Below are 18435 nucleotides of genomic sequence, written 5' to 3' on the forward strand. Positions count from 1 at the left end.
TGCTTTTGTATTAGTTCTTTAAATATTTCTCTAAGAATTGATCTTGTTCCCACAGCAGGTGTAAGATGTTTTCTTTAGCAGCATAACCGTGAGCTTCTTTAGGTAAGATAACCATTCTTACTGGTGCTCCTAAACCTTTTAAGGCTTGGAAATAACGCTCGGTTTGCAAAGTGAATGTTCCAGGATTATTGTCAGCTTCTCCATGGACCAATAATAATGGAGTTTTCATTTTATCTGCATTCATAAATGGAGACATGGTATTGTAAACCTCAGGCACTTCCCAGTAATTGCGTTGCTCTGATTGGAAACCAAAAGGAGTAAGCGTTCTGTTGTAAGCACCACTACGAGCAATTCCACAAGCAAATAAATTAGAGTGTGTCAATAGATTAGCGGTCATAAAAGCACCATAAGAATGTCCTCCAATAGCTACTTTTTTCCTATTGATATATCCTAAGGCATCGACAGCGTTAATTGCTGCTTCAGCATTATCAACTAACTGCGTGATGAAGTTGTCATTTGGCTCTGTTGTTCCTTCACCAATAATAGGGAATGAAGCGTCATCTAATACCACATATCCTTTGGTTACCCAATAAACAAATGATCCATAATAAGGGAAAGTGAATTCATTAGGGTTTTGGTTATTTTGCCCTGCTGAATTTTTGTCTTTAAACTCTGCTGGGTAAGCCCAAATTAATAAAGGCAATTTTTCTTTTTTTGCTTTATCGTAACCTGCAGGCAAATATAATGTCCCAGAAAGTGCTACGCCATCTTTTCTTTTATATTGAATTACTTCTTTGCTTACATTTTTAATGCTTTCAAAAGGGTTTTTGAAGCTAGTAATTGGAGTAAGCTGGTCTTTTTTCTTGATGTTTCTAAAGTAATAATTTGGATACTCATTCTTAGATTGAATTTGTACCAATACTTCTCCTTTTTTGAAATCCTCAATAGACAGTAAGTCTTCTTTTTTATCTTTATATGCTGAGGTATACAGTCTCTTAGTTTGTTGGTTTTTTAGGTTAAACTCATCTATAAATGGGAATTGCCCGTTTTTAGTGAATCCGTCTCCTAACAAATAAAGATTGTTGTTTTCAATCGCTAGAACTCGTTTACCATAAGCATTTTTAATAGTTTCAAAATTACCTGGGTCAGAGTAGATGTCTTGAGAGTTTCTATCAGTAATTATTTTAGGCTCTTGAGTAGCATCAGATGGATTGAATAAATAGGTTTTAGCATTTCGAGTGTCGTACCATTGATCAAAAGCAATTGCCGTCGTTTCATTTCCCCAAATAATACCACCAAAACGTTGTTTTGTTTTTAATATTAGCGAAGGGTTTTCGTTAAAAGGAGCTTTCCATTGGAACACTTCATCTCTGAAATCGACTTTGTTTTCTGGGTTTCCTTCATCAAGCGCTTCCACATAATACAATGTAGCTGCATCGTCATTTCTCCAGTTCATATTTCTTTTACCAGTACGTGTCGCCATAAAACCTTTTGGCATAATTTCGTTTAAAGCCACTTCGTTAACGACCTTAACTTCCTTACCGTCTTTGTCATAAACAACAGTTTTTGAAGGGAAACGGTTAAGCGGAACAATGTATGAAAATGGTTTCTGAATCGTGCTTATCATCAGGTAATTTCCGTCGGGAGAAAAATTTTCTCCTGAATACATGTCAGCCGCTTTGAATAAAGTTTTGTTTCCGTTAAGATTTACTTTGTATAACTCAGCAGTCAAAATGTTCTGAAAATTAGCTTCGTCAGTTTTGTTCTTTAATAAATCTTGATAGGTTCTGTTTTGAGAAATTGTTCCAGTTGCATTTGAAACAATTGGACCTGTCGGTAAGTTTTTCTTTTCATCTAATAAAGCAGCTCTGTTTTTTGGGAGCATTTTTACTAAGATATTTTCGTTATCGCTATACCAGCTAAACGGATTTCCAAGGTTAGCATTAACATTGTCTTCAGTAAGCTGAGTCGCTTTTGCCGAAGCGATATCAATAACCCATAGTTCTACACCTGAGTTTGTAGTATGTGAAAAAGCAATTTTCTTCTCATTAGGGGACCAAGAAATATTAGAGATTCTTGCGTCAGCAGGCAGTCCGCTAACTTGAATTTCATTTTTATCTTTGATTTTGCGAAGCTTGATGTTATTTGTATACGTAACCGTACTGGAAATATTTGTAGTTGGGTTAATCCTTAAACCACCCAAACGCATTTCGTCTTGATTTAAGTCATCTAAGGTTTTGTAGGTATTTCTATAAGTTAGAATCATGTATTCCTTCTTCGTATCCATGCTTACAGATGGTGCTCTCTCATAGTCTACTAAATCGAGAATTGACTTAGAAGGTTTTTGATAAGTAAGATTTTCTTGTGCAAAAGCATGTATGCTTAATCCAAGAAATAAAATCAGGCTCAATTTTGATTTCATAAATAGGTTTTGTTTTTTTGATTAGAAATATAGGTCTTAGTTCTTTTTGAATTGTTACAGCATATTCTGGTTTATTTTGTAAAAATATAGTATTTTTCTATTTGTAACTTAATTTTTTAATGTGATTGAAATAGCGACTGAAATTTATAAATTGTTAATTGCTAAAAAAAGAGTAATTTGTGGGCTAATGTTTTAAAGTATTTTTAAATTTACAATCTTATTATTATAAAATAACAATTATATGTATCATTCAAAAATTGCAGGATTAGGATTTTATGTTCCTTCCAATGTGGTCACCAATGACGATTTGTCAAAAATTATTGACACCAATGATGAGTGGATTCAAGAAAGAACAGGTATTCAAGAAAGAAGACACATTATAAGAGGAGAAGATACAACGACTTCTATGGGGGTTAAAGCTGCCGAAATTGCTATTGAGCGTTCAGGCTTGGCCAAAGAAGATATTGATTTTGTTGTTTTTGCAACACTAAGTCCTGATTATTATTTTCCTGGGCCAGGAGTTCTAGTACAACGTGATTTAGGTTTGAGAACAGTAGGCGCATTAGATGTCCGAAATCAATGTTCGGGATTTATTTATGCCTTATCTGTTGCGGATCAATATATAAAAACGGGAATGTATAAAAACGTTTTGGTTATTGGGTCAGAAGTACACTCAACTGGATTAGATATGACATCACGAGGTCGAAGTGTATCGGTGATTTTTGGTGATGGAGCAGGAGCAGCTGTTTTGAGTAGAGAAGAAGACTTGACTAAAGGGATTCTTTCAACGCATTTACATTCTGAAGGACAACATGCTGAGGAATTAGCACTTACCGCACCGGGTATGGGTGCGAGATGGGTAACGGATATTATTGCAGATAATGATCCTAATGATGAAAGTTATTATCCACATATGAATGGACAATTTGTATTTAAAAATGCAGTAGTTCGTTTTGCTGAGGTAATTAATGAAGGACTTGAAGCGAATAATCTATCCGTTTCAAACATTGATATGTTGATACCACATCAAGCAAATTTGAGAATATCTCAATTTATACAGAAGAAATTTGGTCTTAATGACGATCAAGTTTATAATAATATTCAAAAATACGGGAATACAACGGCCGCTTCTATTCCAATTGCTTTGACCGAAGCATGGGAGAATGGAAAGATTAAAAGTGGAGACACTGTTGTTTTAGCAGCTTTTGGAAGTGGTTTTACATGGGGAAGTGCTATCATTAGATGGTAAGAAACTCCTTATTTTAGTTAAAATAGATTTTTTTTTATATTAAAAAACCCGGAGTTGGCATACTCCGGGTTTTTCTTTGGTAACAAAATTTAAAACTAATTCTTATAAAAGTCCACCGCCACCTTGGGTTTCATTCTTGTCTCTTTGTTTTCTTTGAATGGCTTTGTTTTTACCGCTTCCAAATCTATAATTGAATCCTACATAAACAGATTGACTTTCCCAGTTGAACTGTCCGTTTGATTTATATGGTCGATCACCAGCAAAAGCAAAATTCATCGAGTTAAAAATATCGCTGAAACGTGCGCTGATTGTTCCGCTACCTTTTAAAATATTGTAGCTGCTACCAATATCCATTTTCCACATTGTCGCTCTGTCAAATTGAAGGTTTTGGTCTCTACCTTGGTACATACCAAATAATTGAAAGCGTAAATCTTTAGTAGCTTTGAAGGTATTATTGATTCTGGCGTTGAAAGTTGTGGCATTTACTTCGATAAATTCATAAGTGCTAGGTGTGCTTTCTACTGTTCCTTTTACTTTTTTCTGATAAGCGTCTACGCTAATATTAGCGCTCCACCATTTCTTAAAGTCTAAATTACCGGATACTTCAATACCGTAAGCATTGTTGTTTTCAAAATTATCAAAAGACAATACTTGCTTGTTTGGATTTTCAGGATTTGTAAAGATAACTCGTGTGATTTCATCTTCAATTCTTCTGTAAAAAATACCCGAAGTGATTGATCCTATTTTTGTTTTTCTAGTATAGTTCAATTCAAATGAATTTGTGAATTGCGGAATAAGGTTTGGATTTCCTTCTGAATCTATAGTAGCGGTACTCCATTCTCTAATAGGGTTTACCTGTCCGATACTCGGCCTGTCTACTCTTCTTGAAAAGCTAAGGTTAAAGGAATTATTTTCACTTGGATTATAACTTAAAAATGTAGACGGATAAATACTTAAGATGTCATCTTTAAATTGTCCGTCTGCTGCAGATGCTTGTTTGAATATTGCTTCAACATTGTATTGTTCCAGACGTGCTCCCGCTTGAAAACTCCATTTTTTCCATTGTTTACCAAGGGTTGCGTAAGCCGAATAGATTGTTCGGTCATATGTAAAGTCAGAACTGTACGCATTATCTCTAAATAAATTATTGGCAGTAGACTCATCTCGTGCCTCTAATCCCAATTCTAATTTGGTAGTTTCAGTCAACGGATTTACATAATCAAGATTGATGATGCTGTTTTTACCAAGAGTAGTTACGTCATTAGTAAAAGAATTGATTAGGGATTTATTGTCTCTGTTTAAATTTGTGTAAACTGCATCTTCGGGATCGTCATTTTCATTGTAATTTGCTTCTAATTCAAGACTATGACCTTCTTTTTTGAATTTAATTTTATAATCGAAATTGTAGGTTTGAGAATGATTCTTACTATCACTTGTGAAAAGTTGTAGCAAGTCAGTAGTAGCATTATTCACATAGTCCACATCAGTGCTTCCAAATCCTTTTCCGCGATAGAAGTTTTGATTGGTGTAAAAAGAAACAGTATTATTGTCATTGATGTAGTAATCTACTCCAACTTTAGCTAAATGCGAGGTGGTAAGATTGTTGAATTGAAAGAGTTGTGTGTTTTGTTTGTTTTCTTGTTCGCTTTTTATAAAACCATAATTATTGTTTTTACCATGATTTAAACCGTAATTTCCATAAAAATTAAATTTTCCATTTCGGTAATTTAAGTCGAAAGCTGAATTGATTTTTGGTGTTTTTCCAAAAGTGACTCCGTTATTGATGCTTCCGTTAAGACCTATTTTACTGTTTTTGTTTAATACAATATTGATAATACCGCTCATTCCTTCCGGATTGTACTTTGCAGATGGATTTGTGATTAATTCGATCTGCTTGATAGACGACGAAGGGATTTGTTGTAATAACTGGGAAGCGTCAATATTAGATGGCTTTCCGTCAATTAGAACACGTACGTTAGAATTTCCTCTTAAACTGATTGTTTTTGTTTGTGGATCAACACTAACGGAGGGAATGTTATTCATTATTTCACTTGCAGTAGCTCCTGCCGAAATTAAATCTTTACCAACGTTGATGATTTTTCTATCGATTTTTTGTTCAATAGTCGATTTTTCACTGACGATATCAACACCTTTAAGCTCGATAGCATCTTCTTTTAGTGCAAATATTCCCAGATCTGCGTTCTTTTTGTCAGTAGATAATGTGACCGCTGTTGAAATGGTTTTGTATCCCATAAATTGTATTTCGACAGTATAATTTTTTAAATCTAGGTTTTTGATGTAAAAAATTCCTTTTTCAGATGTAATTCCACCGGTAACAAATTTGTCGCCTTCTTTTACAATGACATTGACATAGGGAAGGGTTTCGTTACTGTTTTTGTCAATTATTTTTCCGGTAATACTTCCAGGGTTTTCTAGAAGCGATGTTTTAACTGAAGTTTGTGCTTGCATCGAAACTAAGGTCCCGAATAGGCATACTAAGATTAATTTGATTTTCATGATTGATGATTTTTGATTAAAAATTTGATTGATGATGCAAAGGTATAATATTTATTTAAATATATGCAATACATAGTACTGTTTTATGCATAAAATAAATTAGAAGAGTAAAAGATACTTAATAGACTATCAAGTCTTGATTTTGTTACAGTTTTTATAAAAAACCCTGACATTTTAAGTTTTTAAGAGAAAGGTTCTGATTTTTAAATAGGAAATTATCTTGCTTTCCAATTTACAAATTGTCACATTATAACTATATTTGCAACCTTAAAATAAACACGCAAAATGACATTATCACAAATTCTTACCCCTTCAATTGAAAAAGCTGTCCAAGCCTTATTTGATATCGCTATTGACAAAGTAGAGTTTCAAACTACACGGAAGGAATTTGAAGGAGATATCACGATGGTAATTTTTCCATTATTAAAAGTTATCAAAAGCAACCCTGTCGAATTAGGGAATAAAATTGGAAATTATTTAGTGGAAAATGTATCTGAGGTGAGCCGTTTTAATGTGGTTTCTGGTTTTTTGAATATTGTTATATCAGATGAGTACTACTTGAATTTCTTTAATGGAATAAAGGATGATGCGAAATTTGGTTTCGTAACTCCAAATCCGGAAGATACAGCAGTAATGGTAGAATATTCTTCGCCAAACACAAATAAGCCGTTGCACTTAGGTCACGTTCGTAATAATCTATTGGGATATTCTGTTGCTGAAATTATTAAGGCTTCAGGTAAAAAAGTGTACAAAACGCAAATCATAAACGACAGAGGAATTCACATTTGCAAATCGATGCTGGCATGGCAGAAATTTGGAAACGGAGAAACTCCTGAGTCTACAGGTCAAAAAGGAGATAAATTAGTAGGGAACTATTATGTTGCCTTCGATAAAGCCTATAAAGTGGAAATCGCTCAATTAATGAGTGAAGGAAAAACCGAAGACGAGGCCAAAAAGCAAGCGCCAATCATTCTGGAAGCTCAAGAAATGCTATTGAAATGGGAAGCTGGTGATGAAGAAGTGATTTCACTTTGGAAAAAAATGAATCAATGGGTTTATGATGGTTTTGCAACTACCTATAAAAACTTAGGAGTTGATTTTGATTGTTATTATTATGAAAGCAATACCTATTTATTAGGGAAAGATGTAGTTCAGATTGGTTTAGAAAAAGGGGTTTTCGAAAAAGATCCTGATGGTTCTGTTTGGATTGATTTAACTGATGAAGGATTAGACCGTAAAATCGTTTTGCGTTCTGATGGAACTGCCGTTTATATGACACAGGATATTGGAACTGCGATTCAACGTGTCAAAGATTATCCAGATGTGGGCGGAATGGTATATACTGTGGGTAATGAACAAGATTATCATTTTAAAGTATTGTTTCTAATATTGAAAAAATTAGGCTTTGATTGGTCTAAGAACCTGTATCATTTATCATACGGAATGGTGGATTTACCTTCTGGAAAAATGAAAAGCCGTGAAGGAACTGTAGTAGATGCTGATGATTTGATGCAAGAAATGACCGATACTGCTCAAAAAATTGCTGAAGATTTAGGTAAATTAGACAGTTATTCTACTGAAGAAAAAACGAAATTATACAATACGATTGGCCTAGGTGCTTTAAAATATTATATTCTTAAAGTAGATCCTAAAAAACGTATCCTTTTTAACCCAGAAGAATCGGTAGATTTTGCAGGGAATACAGGGCCGTTTATACAATATACGTATGCGAGAATCCAATCGATTATTCGTAAAGCTAATTTTGATTTTTCAAATGAATCAGGAATGGTGGAACTTCATGCAAAAGAAAAAGAGTTATTGAAACAATTGGAGTTGTTTCCAGAGGTGATTCAAAATTCGGCACACAATCATAGTCCTGCTTTATTAGCTAATTTTGTATATGATTTAGTACGTGAATACAACTCTTTTTATCAGGCAGTGCCCATTCTAGGTTCAGAAGTAGCAATAGAAAAAATATTCAGAGTGCAGTTGTCAAAAAAGGTAGCAGATACCATAGCGGCTTCTTTTAGCTTGTTAGGTATTAATGTTCCGGAAAGAATGTAATAAAACCAAAATAATCAAAGAAAAGCGGCTCCAATTTGGGGCCGCTTTTTTTGTTATGGGTAATTCGTAATAATAATACATCCGTGTTCAAAATATTAAAACAGTATTAGACTTGATTAATTGTTTGTTCTTTTTAAATGCTTAATTTTATACTTAAATTAGGGGTTCGCTCCAAAGAATAAGTGTCGATACTTTCGATAGAATTATTGGTTGTGTTTACACGGTAGTATCGATTAAGGATATTTTTTTTATTTAAAATGTTCAGAATTGAAACGCCTATTGAAAGCTTTGTCTTTGAATTCAAATCCCAATTTTGTGATGCTGAAAAATTTAGTTGAAAATAATCGTTCAACCGCCCGCTATTAGGATTGTTATAATTTATTTTAGGGCTATAGGGGTAGTCTGAAACCAAGTTGTTATTCAAAGGAATTGTTGTGGGTTTGCCAGAATGCCATTTGCTTCCTAAAGCTATTTTTAGATTGTTCCACTCGTAGCTTCCTGCCCATGAAAAAGTATGTGCAATATCTACATTGTTTGGAAATACATTGGGTTGGTATTCCTTGAAAGAGTAGTTATTATCATTAAAGGTATAACTCAACCAAGTATGAAAATGATTAAAATTCTTTTGAATCAAAAATTCAGTACCGCAAATCGTGTATTCTCCATAGATGTTTGTGAATTCTAATTGATTTTGAAAACCTTGATCGCTACTTGTAATTCCTGTTACTCTTTTATAGTAATTATCTAGGGTAATTAACCATTTTTTATTCTTATAAGTGAAGCCCAATGATAGTTGTTGACTTTTTTGAATCGGGATTGTACCGTCATTTGTCAATGTCCAACGTCTTTTTTCTAGTCCTAAAAAATCTTGCTGTAAATCAATAATTTGAGACGAGGTTTGGCTTTTCAGTTCCGCTAGTATTTCTAAATTTAAAGTGTTAGATAACTTATGATTGAGTTGGATTCTAGGTTCTACTATGAATTTATTGAACTTTTCTAGATAATTTATTCGAATACCTGACTTTAAAAAAGTAGCGTTGTTGATAGAATTATATTGGGTCTCCAAGATTAAAGCATGATTTTCTTGTACTTCTTTACTTTTTCGATAGAAAGAGGGGAAGTTAGTTTGATCAATATTTGAGACAACAATTTTATTATATTGATAGCCATTATTGAAGCTGAAAACAGCATTTAATTTATACTGATTCTCTACCCTAAAGCCCATATCAAATACACCATTTTGTTGATCTAAAGTTTGATTACTTTCAATTGCCTGATTGGTTGAATTTAATTTATAAGTGGTGCCATAAAAATTAAACTGAGTTGAATTTTTTTCGTTCCAATTTGTTTTCCAATGGAGGCTTCCTCCAAAATTTAGTTGACTTAAATTACTGTTTTTTGAAATAGGAGTTTGGGATGCTATTGAGTTTTGGGTAAAAGCCAATTGATTATTTATTCCAATTAAATCAATTATTAATTCATTTTTATGACCTATTTTCTTTTGAAATTGTGTTGTGAAATCATAAAAATAGAAGTCTTCACTTGACTTATAATTAATAATATTATTGCTGTTTAAATTGGTTACTATTGTATTTTGAAAAACTCGATTGTAGTATTTTTTATATGTTGGAGAAGAAATTAAATCGGTAAACGAACGTCTTCCAGATATTTCAATTGATGAGGTCGAAGAGGTTTTTATTTTGCTGTAAAAGTCAGTACTGATTAAATTACCGCCAATGTTTGTATTAGAACTCTCTACTTCTTTTGGGTGGGTAGAAATGTCAATTACGCTGGAAACGCTTTCGCCATAAAAAGCGGAACTACCGTTTTTATATATTTTGATAGTATGTGCCAAAGAAGGATTGAAAGCAGATATCAAGCCGAAAAAATGTCCCGTTTGAAACATTCTAATGCCATTCCAAAGAAATAAATTTTGATCGTGAGTACCTCCTCTAACACTAATATTTGAAATAGTTTCGTCTGGACTATTAATGCCCGGAATTTGTTGAATAGTTTGTAGTATATCTGGTTCAATCAATCCAGGTAAAATCCCGAATTTTTTTGGTTTTACTTCATAAAGACCGCTTAGCTTTTTTGATATTCCGGTAGTTAAATAATTAGAGACTACTACTTCAGATAATGTTTCAATAACTGGATCTAAGTAGATATTGGTAAAATTTTGTTGAAGTATATTTTTGATAGTAATTGTTTTTGTTGCATAACCAATACAACTGATAACAATAGCACTTGAGATGGATTTGGTAAATTCGAAATAACCATTTTCTTGCGAAATTATAGGGAGCGCTTCATTTGGATTTTTAAAAGTTACATTTCCTAAAGGTTTATTTGTCTCTTTATCAAAAACATAACCATACAGCGTTTTCTTACTTGAAATTGTGATATGTTTTTCATCTAAAATATTTATAAAAAGAGAGGTGTTTTTTCTGAGATAGGTCAGTTTCTGTTTTAGTGATAATTTGGAATTAGGAGGGATTAGTTTAAAAACAGAGATATCCTCATCGATATAGCTAAACCCTACTTCATGTTGATTTGAAATAGTAGTTAAAATATCTTTAAGTGGAATTTTTAAAGTGTTTCTTTCTTGAGAAAAAGTAGATAGCGAAACAATAAAAAAAAGTAAAAAATATTTAAAGACTTTTATTGTCATTTGATTGAAGTATCAATTTTTTATCAGTTTTAGTTTGTTCTAAATGATAAGTAGTGCTAATAATTTTCATAGCGATATCAATATTATCTGTTGGGAGAATTCCTGTAAATTTTTGATCAGTTGAGATGGTCTTCAACTCAACAGTAATATTATACTGTCTTTCAATTTCAGCAACAACATCAACTAAATTTTCTGAATTAAATTTCATTTCACGATTCATCCAGTTCGGTTGTGATTGATTTAATTTCAAAGCATCAATTTGTTTGCCATTCTGAACAACTATATTCTGACCTTTTGTAAGAAATATCATTTTCCCGTCGAATTGTACTTTTACTTTACCTTCATAACACTCGACTTCAAAGCGGTTTTTTCTGGATTTCACATTGAATTGTGTCCCGACAACAGTTACCGTCCCTGAAGTTGTTTTTATATCAAATGTTTTTCCTTTTGCTACTTTAAAAAAAGCTTCTCCTAGAAGCTTACATTCTCGATTGTTATCCCAGTTGGATTTTTTATAGGTCAATTCAGATACTGAATTTAATACAACTTGAGAATGATCAGGTAATAGGAAAGAATTTCTTGCGCCAGCTTCAGCCATTTGAGTTGTTGAGCTTAAGTTTGAATAAAGTAATCCAATACCAATAAACAAAGTGAATACCGCGGCAATTTTCCAAAGCCAATTATTTTGCAATAAAAATACAGTTGTGCCTTTTTTGGATCGAAGTACTTTTTGATATGTAGCATCAATGTCAAAACTAGGAGGGGTTAGCTGCCCTGAAAAATCCTTGATTTTAGTATACGTGCTATATTCAGAACTTTTTTTAAAGGCTTCTAACTCAATTGCTGTCATTTCCCCTGCTAGCCATTTCCCTAGATTATGATTCTCTTTCATTATATCTTGTTTTATATTAAACAGATAAGGTTGGTAAAACCCTACCTGATGTTGTCAATTTCTTTTTTAAGAGACACTAATGCGCTGTGAATTCTTTTTTCTACTGCTTTTACACTAATATTTAGTATCTCAGCAATTTCCAGATACTTCTTTCCTTCAATCCGATGCAATAAAAAGGCAGTTCTTTGAGCTTCGGTCAGGGTATCAATTGCTTTTTGGAGTTTATGTTTAAAATCCTTCTCCTCTAAAATAAATTCGGGACTTTCAGATGTATGTTGAATATGGTTTGAACTTTTCTCGTATTCTAAAACTACTTTTTGATGTGCAATTTGATTTAAATAGGAGTTGTTTGCAATAGTGTAGATGTATGACTTTGCTTTATTCAAAGGAACTTTATGACAGTTGTTCCATAATTTTATAAAAGCTTCTTGGCAAATATCTTGCGCATGTTCTTCGTTCCCATATCTATAATAGAGGTAGTTTCGCAAAGTTTTTGCATTTTTTTCAAAAAAGTTTGAAAAAACAGCTGTTTCGCAAAGGCCTGATAATGATGGGTCTTTCATAAGTTAAATAAATAATTCTGTACGAAATTAAAAAAAATAACTAATCTAGGTAGGGTATTTCCTTTTTTAACTGTTTTAATATAAACTAATATTATTTGCTCTATTATGAAACCGATTAAATATTTGTTGTTAAGTTGTGTGGCGATTTTGTTTATAGCTTGTCAAAAGGATGAACTATTGATTATTCAAGATAGCACCCAAAACTTAAGTTATAATTCGCCTCTTACAAATTTGCTTTCTAGAGTAGCTCAAAGTGCTACTTCTAAGGATAATGTTTTAGATAATTCTAGTTGCTTCAGCATTCATTTACCAGTGGTTGTAATTGTAGACGGAAAACAAATCATTGTTTCTAATGAAAATGATTATAAAACAGTACAGTCGGTTTTGGATGCTTTTTCTGACGATGATGATGAAATAGATTTTGTTTATCCAATAACGATTCAGCTTAAAAATTTCAATACGCAACAAATTTTAAATTCAGATCAATTAGCCGAAGTGATTAGTAATTGTAATGAAGATAATGAGGATGATTTTGATGAAATTGACTGTGTAGACATAAATTATCCAATAAAAATTAGTGTTTATAATGCAAATAATCAAATTGCGAACACGGTTGCTATTCAAAACGATAGAGATTTATTTAATGCATTAAAGAATTTTGGAAGTAACGTGTTTATCGCTATCAACTATCCTATTTCTGTTACAAATTCTAATAGTCAAAATGTTATAATTGTAAATAATTTAGAGTTCGAGGCTATTATTGAATCTAGTATTAAAGATTGTGGTAGTAATTCAGGAGGAGCGGGGAATGCAAATTTCGTTTCAGTTTTAACAAATGGAATATGGCAGGTTTCTTATTTTTTTAAAAGTACAGATGAAACCATAAGTTACAAAATTTATAAATTCAGCTTTAATCCTAATGGAAGTATTACAGTTTCTGATGGTAGTAGTAACAGTGCAGGCGATTGGTCAGGTTTTGTTAATAACGGTCAAGAGGGATTGGAGTTAGACTTTGATAACAACAAATTAGATAAATTAGAAAGAGATTGGAAAATATTAGAGTATACAAGTACTAGTATTAGACTTAAAAATGAAGATGAGTATCTGTCTTTTACTAAAAAATAACCCAAACTAATAAAACTTTCAAGGCGCGCCTTGAAATCTTTATTCCAAATATTAATTATTAACCCCTAATTATATATTACTTAACCCTTAAAAAAATGAAAAAAATGAAAAAAATTTCAACCTTAGCTTTACTTGTCATAATGGCGAGTGCATGTACAAATGACTCAGCTACAACTAGTGGAACTGTTGCCTTAAAAGCCTCTGCCGTTTCAACAACAGGAAAAACATCTTTAACGGCTCGTTCAACAGCAACTTCAACAGTAGTGATTACTGATTTTAAGATAAATATCGGGAATATCAAATTTGAAGTTGATGAGCAAGATGAAATGCATGACACAGATCCTTCACATGAAGATGTTAAACTTAACGGACCATTTTTGTTAGATTTATTGGACCCAGGTAAAACTTTATCTCAAATCATTACTTCTGTCAATATTCCAAATGCAAAATATGAAGAGATAAAATTTAAATTTGCACCAAGTACTGCAGTTGGTGATATGAATGGGAAGAGTTACTTGATTAAAGGTACGGTTGATGGAAAGCCTTTTGAAGTATGGAGCGCTAAAGAGGTAGAGTTAGAAATGGATTTTAATGATCCTACTAAAGACTTTACGGTAAATAGTAATGATTTATCTCTTAATATAAAAATTCAGCTCGATGCCATTATGGTTAAAATTACAGATTTAGCTAAACAAGGTTTGCTAGTCGATACTGACGGGGATGGAACTATTGAAATTAGTACAAATGATGATGATGGGCATCATGATTTAGGTGAACTGATAAGAGATTTGCTTGAAAATGAAACACATTTGGATGATAAGGATTAATTAAAAATAAAAGTGATTTTAAATAAAATAAGGCTGTCTTTTTAAGATGGCCTTATTTTATTTAAAATACTATTTAAACTTCAAAATCAAATGCTTAAATTTGCAGCTTAATTAAAGAGAAATAAAAACTATGTTCGATAATTTAAGCGATAAACTAGACAAAGCATTTCATATACTAAAAGGACACGGGAAAATCACCGAGGTAAACGTAGCTGAAACTTTAAAAGAAGTTAGAAGAGCCTTACTGGATGCCGATGTAAATTTTAAAATCGCGAAAGATTTTACGAATACAGTAAAAGAAAAAGCTTTAGGACAGGACGTATTAACCACGCTTCAACCAGGACAGTTGTTGGTGAAGTTAGTGAAAGACGAACTGACAGAATTAATGGGTGGTGATGTTGCTGGAATAAACCTTTCTGGAAATCCTACCGTTATTTTAATGTCAGGTCTACAAGGTTCAGGTAAAACTACCTTTTCTGGAAAACTAGCAAATTATCTTTTAACTAAAAAGAATAAAAAACCGCTTTTAGTAGCTTGTGATATCTACCGTCCTGCAGCAATTCAGCAACTTTACGTTGTTGGAGATTCTATTGGTGTTGAGGTATATTCAGAACCTGAAAATAAGAATCCAGTTGAAATTGCACAAAATGCAATTAAGCATGCTAAAGCAAAAGGGTTTGATGTTGTTATTGTGGATACAGCTGGACGTCTGGCAGTTGATACTGAAATGATGAATGAAATCTCACGTGTTCATAAAGCAATTCAACCACAAGAAACGTTGTTTGTTGTTGATGCAATGACAGGTCAAGACGCAGTAAATACGGCAAAAGCCTTCAATGATATATTAAATTTTGATGGTGTTATATTAACCAAATTAGATGGTGATACACGTGGTGGAGCGGCTCTTTCGATAAAAACTGTAGTTAACAAACCGATTAAGTTTGTGGGTACAGGAGAGAAAATGGAAGCGATTGATGTGTTTTATCCTGTTCGTATGGCGGAACGTATCCTTGGAATGGGAGATGTTGTGTCGTTAGTGGAAAGAGCACAAGAGCAGTTTGATGAGGAAGAAGCTAGAAAAATTCAAAAGAAAATCGCGAAAAACGAATTTGGTTTTGATGATTTTCTTTCTCAAATTCAACAAGTGAAAAAAATGGGTAATATGAAAGACTTGGTTGGAATGATACCAGGTGCTTCAAAAGCCATGAAAGACGTGGAGATTGAAGATGATGCCTTCAAGCATATTGAGGCTATTATTCATTCGATGACTCCCGCAGAGAGAAGTAAGCCTTCTCTTATTGATGTCAAAAGAAAAGCAAGGATATCAAAAGGATCAGGAACAAAAATTGAACAAGTTAATCAATTGATGAAACAGTTTGAGCAAATGAGCAAAATGATGAAAATGATGCAAGGGCCAGGAGGAAAAAACCTCATGAAGATGATGGGCGGAATGAAAGGAATGCCTGGAGGTGGAGCGATGCGCTAATATATTTGGTTAAGGTTTAAAGTTTCATGTTTATTGAAATTTTAAACCTTACTCTTTTATAGGGGTATCAGTTCTTGTAAAAAAAAAACAGAAACTAAAACTTGAAACTAAAAATAAAATGCAACTACTAGACGGAAAAAAAACAGCGGAAGATATTAAAGTTGAAATCGCAGCTGAAGTACAAAAGATAAAAAATAAAGGGGGAAAAGTACCTCATTTAGCTGCAGTTATTGTGGGTAACGATGGAGCAAGTTTAACCTATGTAGGAAGTAAGGTAAAAGCTTGTGAAAGAGTAGGTTTTGAATCTACTTTGGTCAAAATGCCAAGTACTACTTCTGAAACTGAATTGCTTAAAAAAATTAAGGAGTTAAACGAAGATGATAATATCGATGGATTTATAGTTCAATTGCCACTTCCAGAGCAAATTGACGAACAAAAAGTGTTGATGGCCGTAGATCCTAGTAAAGATGTAGATGGCTTTCATCCAGAGAATTTTGGTAAAATGGCTTTAGATATGAGTACTTTTATTCCTGCAACTCCCTTTGGAATATTAGAATTGTTAGAACGTTACGGTGTAGAAACACAAGGAAAACATACTGTAGTTATTGGACGTAGTCATATTGTAGGACGTCCTATGAGTATTTTAATGGGAAGAAAAGGGTTTCCTGGAAATTCAACGGTGACTTTAACACATAGTTATACTAAGAATATTGCTCAAATTACAACTCAAGCGGATATTATAATTACCGCATTAGGTGTTCCAAATTACTTGAAAGCAGAGATGGTAAAAGATGGTGCTGTAGTGATTGATGTTGGAATCACACGTGTAGCTGATGAAAGTACCGCAAAAGGTTATGTGATTACTGGAGATGTTGATTTTGAAAATGTAAGTAAAAAAGCGAGTTTTATCACACCTGTTCCCGGAGGAGTAGGGCCAATGACTATTGCGATGTTGATGAAAAACACGCTGCTGGCAAGAGAAATGAAAATACTGAAATTAGATAAATAAATAAATACTAAGCCTATTCCTCTGAATAGGCTTTTTTTTAGAATTATGGAAAATCCACAAGAAATAGAATTAACATCTATACAAGAGTTTTTGGACTATTTGCCTGAGGAAGAATTAGAAATTGTTCTTTTCCTTCGTAAGATTGTGCTGGAATGTATGCCAGATTGTAAAGAGAGATTAGCATATAATGTGCCTTTTTATTACCGCCATTCCAAGATTTGTTATATTTGGCCCGCTTCCATTCCCTGGGAGAAGGTTAATAATGGTGTGGGAATAGGTTTCTGTAAAGACGCTTCGCTTTTAGACGAGACTTTTGAGACGATTAGTTTTAGTTCGAAGTCACTATTTTCTTCAATTAGTGAGATTGATGTAGATTCTTTAAAGCAGCAGATCTATCAGGCTATTTCAATTGACGAACAGATTGTTAAAGCTAGGAGAAGAAAGATACAATAAGTTCATTAATCGTCAAGTAAGGGAAACGTCATTAAGGCTAGATTTTGTTGTATTGGCAACTTAAATTTTTCTTAAAATATTTGCAAATAGCTAAGGAGTATGAAATAAAGAATACTTTTGCAGCACTAAAAAATAGTACTTTATAATGGACGATTATTATTCGGAAATGTTGAACTAATTGTAGCGCTTGTGTTATTTCAAGAGGCTATGCTAAACCTATAGAATTTTGAAATGAGAGCTTTTTACAAAAACAATAACGGATTAATTGCAGTGCCAGAATGGTTTCCTAACTGCTGGATAAATATCGAATGTCCAACGGAAGCAGAGAAAAAATATTTACTAGAAGAGCTTCAAATTCCAGAGGCATTTTACAGCGACATTGAAGATATTGACGAAAGACCTCGTATCGAGGTAGAAAACGGATGGACATTAATCATCATGCGTATTCCAGTGAAGAGTAACGACGTAAAGCTCCCTTTTCATACTATTCCTGTTGGAATTGTCTTTAAAGATGAGGTTTGTGTTACCGTTAGCTTTCATCAGACAGAAATGTTAACCGACTTTGTAACTTATACGCAAAGAAAGAATATCGATATCAAAGACAACTTCGACTTGGTTTTAAGACTACTGTTATCTTCAAGTATATGGTATTTGAAATATTTGAAACAAGTCAATCAAAAAATAAAACTAGCCGAAGACAATTTGGAGAAATCCATAAAAAATGAAGAACTGCAGGCTTTGTTGCAAATAGAAAAATGTTTGGTTTTTTTCATGACCTCTTTAAAAGGAAATGATATTTTGTTGCATCGAATTAAAAACATCAAATCGCAACGTGTTAATTATGATCTAGACTTACTAGAAGATGTAGAAATCGAATTGCGTCAAGCCCAGGAAACCACTAATATTTATAGTGATATCTTGACAGGAACAATGGATGCATATGCCTCAGTTATTTCTAACAACATGAATAACATCATGAAACAGATGACCTCGATCTCCATTATCTTGATGATTCCCACGGTAATTGCCAGCTTCTACGGAATGAATGTTCCAAATGGTTTACAGGATAATCCAATGGGTTTGTGGGTATTGGTGTTCGTTTCCATTATTCTCTCTATTTTTGGGGTATTCTTGTTTAAGAGAAAAAGATGGTTTTAAAA

At 33.0% G+C, this 18435-nt stretch carries 13 protein-coding genes; 8 read left to right on the plus strand and 5 right to left on the minus strand.

What is annotated here, in order from left to right; translation table 11 throughout:
- Positions 1-10 precede the first annotated feature (10 nt).
- Positions 11-2422 carry a S9 family peptidase gene (locus tag BLV35_RS14840; protein WP_091092006.1) on the minus strand — a complete coding sequence of 804 codons (2412 nt, stop codon included), beginning with the start codon at positions 2420-2422 and terminating at the stop codon, positions 11-13.
- 241 nt (positions 2423-2663) lie between these two features.
- On the opposite strand from BLV35_RS14840, the gene BLV35_RS14845 reads away from it, so the two are divergent.
- Positions 2664-3671, plus strand: coding sequence for a 3-oxoacyl-ACP synthase III family protein (locus BLV35_RS14845; protein WP_091092009.1), 1008 nt, complete (start codon positions 2664-2666; stop codon positions 3669-3671).
- A 102-nt stretch (positions 3672-3773) separates the two neighbouring features.
- Here the strand turns inward: BLV35_RS14845 and BLV35_RS14850 are convergent, their stop codons facing one another.
- Positions 3774-6188, minus strand: coding sequence for a TonB-dependent receptor (locus BLV35_RS14850; protein WP_091092012.1), 2415 nt, complete (start codon positions 6186-6188; stop codon positions 3774-3776).
- Positions 6189-6473: 285 nt separating this feature from the next.
- Between BLV35_RS14850 and argS the strand changes: the two genes are divergently transcribed.
- Positions 6474-8252, plus strand: a complete 1779-nt coding sequence (gene argS / locus BLV35_RS14855) for an arginine--tRNA ligase (RefSeq protein WP_091092015.1) — start codon at positions 6474-6476, stop codon at positions 8250-8252.
- 133 nt (positions 8253-8385) lie between these two features.
- Here argS and BLV35_RS14860 read toward each other — a convergent pair whose 3' ends face one another.
- Genes BLV35_RS14860 through BLV35_RS14870 form a run of 3 tightly spaced genes read right to left on the minus strand, consistent with a single transcriptional unit; the run spans position 8386 to position 12375 of the window.
- Positions 8386-10920 (minus strand): TonB-dependent receptor, encoded by a 2535-nt coding sequence (locus BLV35_RS14860; RefSeq protein WP_091092017.1) that lies wholly within the window; start codon positions 10918-10920, stop codon positions 8386-8388.
- Positions 10901-11812: a FecR family protein gene (locus BLV35_RS14865; RefSeq protein ID WP_091092020.1), complete on the minus strand. Its 912-nt coding sequence runs from the start codon at positions 11810-11812 to the stop codon at positions 10901-10903. The genes BLV35_RS14860 and BLV35_RS14865 overlap by 20 nt, the downstream gene beginning before the upstream one ends.
- Before the next feature lie 41 nt (positions 11813-11853).
- A complete protein-coding gene (locus BLV35_RS14870) occupies positions 11854-12375 on the minus strand; it encodes an RNA polymerase sigma factor (protein ID WP_091092023.1) in 522 nt (173 codons plus the stop codon).
- Positions 12376-12480: 105 nt separating this feature from the next.
- Here BLV35_RS14870 and BLV35_RS14875 point away from each other — a divergent pair, with 105 nt between their 5' ends.
- The 6 genes from BLV35_RS14875 (at position 12481) to BLV35_RS14900 (ending at position 18433) form a co-directional block, all read left to right on the plus strand.
- The gene (locus BLV35_RS14875; protein WP_091092025.1) at positions 12481-13500 is read left to right on the plus strand and encodes a hypothetical protein; all 1020 of its coding nucleotides are present in this window, start codon (positions 12481-12483) and stop codon (positions 13498-13500) included.
- Between the two features lie 104 nt (positions 13501-13604).
- The gene (locus BLV35_RS14880) at positions 13605-14327 is read left to right on the plus strand and encodes a hypothetical protein (RefSeq protein WP_245712074.1); all 723 of its coding nucleotides are present in this window, start codon (positions 13605-13607) and stop codon (positions 14325-14327) included.
- A gap of 130 nt (positions 14328-14457) precedes the next feature.
- A complete protein-coding gene (ffh, locus tag BLV35_RS14885) occupies positions 14458-15813 on the plus strand; it encodes a signal recognition particle protein (RefSeq protein WP_091092027.1) in 1356 nt (451 codons plus the stop codon).
- A 118-nt stretch (positions 15814-15931) separates the two neighbouring features.
- A complete protein-coding gene (locus BLV35_RS14890) occupies positions 15932-16822 on the plus strand; it encodes a bifunctional 5,10-methylenetetrahydrofolate dehydrogenase/5,10-methenyltetrahydrofolate cyclohydrolase (RefSeq protein WP_091092030.1) in 891 nt (296 codons plus the stop codon).
- Between the two features lie 45 nt (positions 16823-16867).
- Entirely contained in the window at positions 16868-17275 is a 408-nt protein-coding gene (locus tag BLV35_RS14895; protein WP_091092032.1) for a DUF1801 domain-containing protein, read from the plus strand.
- Between the two features lie 231 nt (positions 17276-17506).
- The gene (locus BLV35_RS14900) at positions 17507-18433 is read left to right on the plus strand and encodes a magnesium transporter CorA family protein (protein WP_091092033.1); all 927 of its coding nucleotides are present in this window, start codon (positions 17507-17509) and stop codon (positions 18431-18433) included.
- The last annotated feature ends 2 nt before the right edge of the window (positions 18434-18435 follow it).

The sequence above is a fragment of the Flavobacterium gillisiae genome (genome assembly GCF_900107635.1).
Taxonomy (GTDB): domain Bacteria; phylum Bacteroidota; class Bacteroidia; order Flavobacteriales; family Flavobacteriaceae; genus Flavobacterium; species Flavobacterium gillisiae.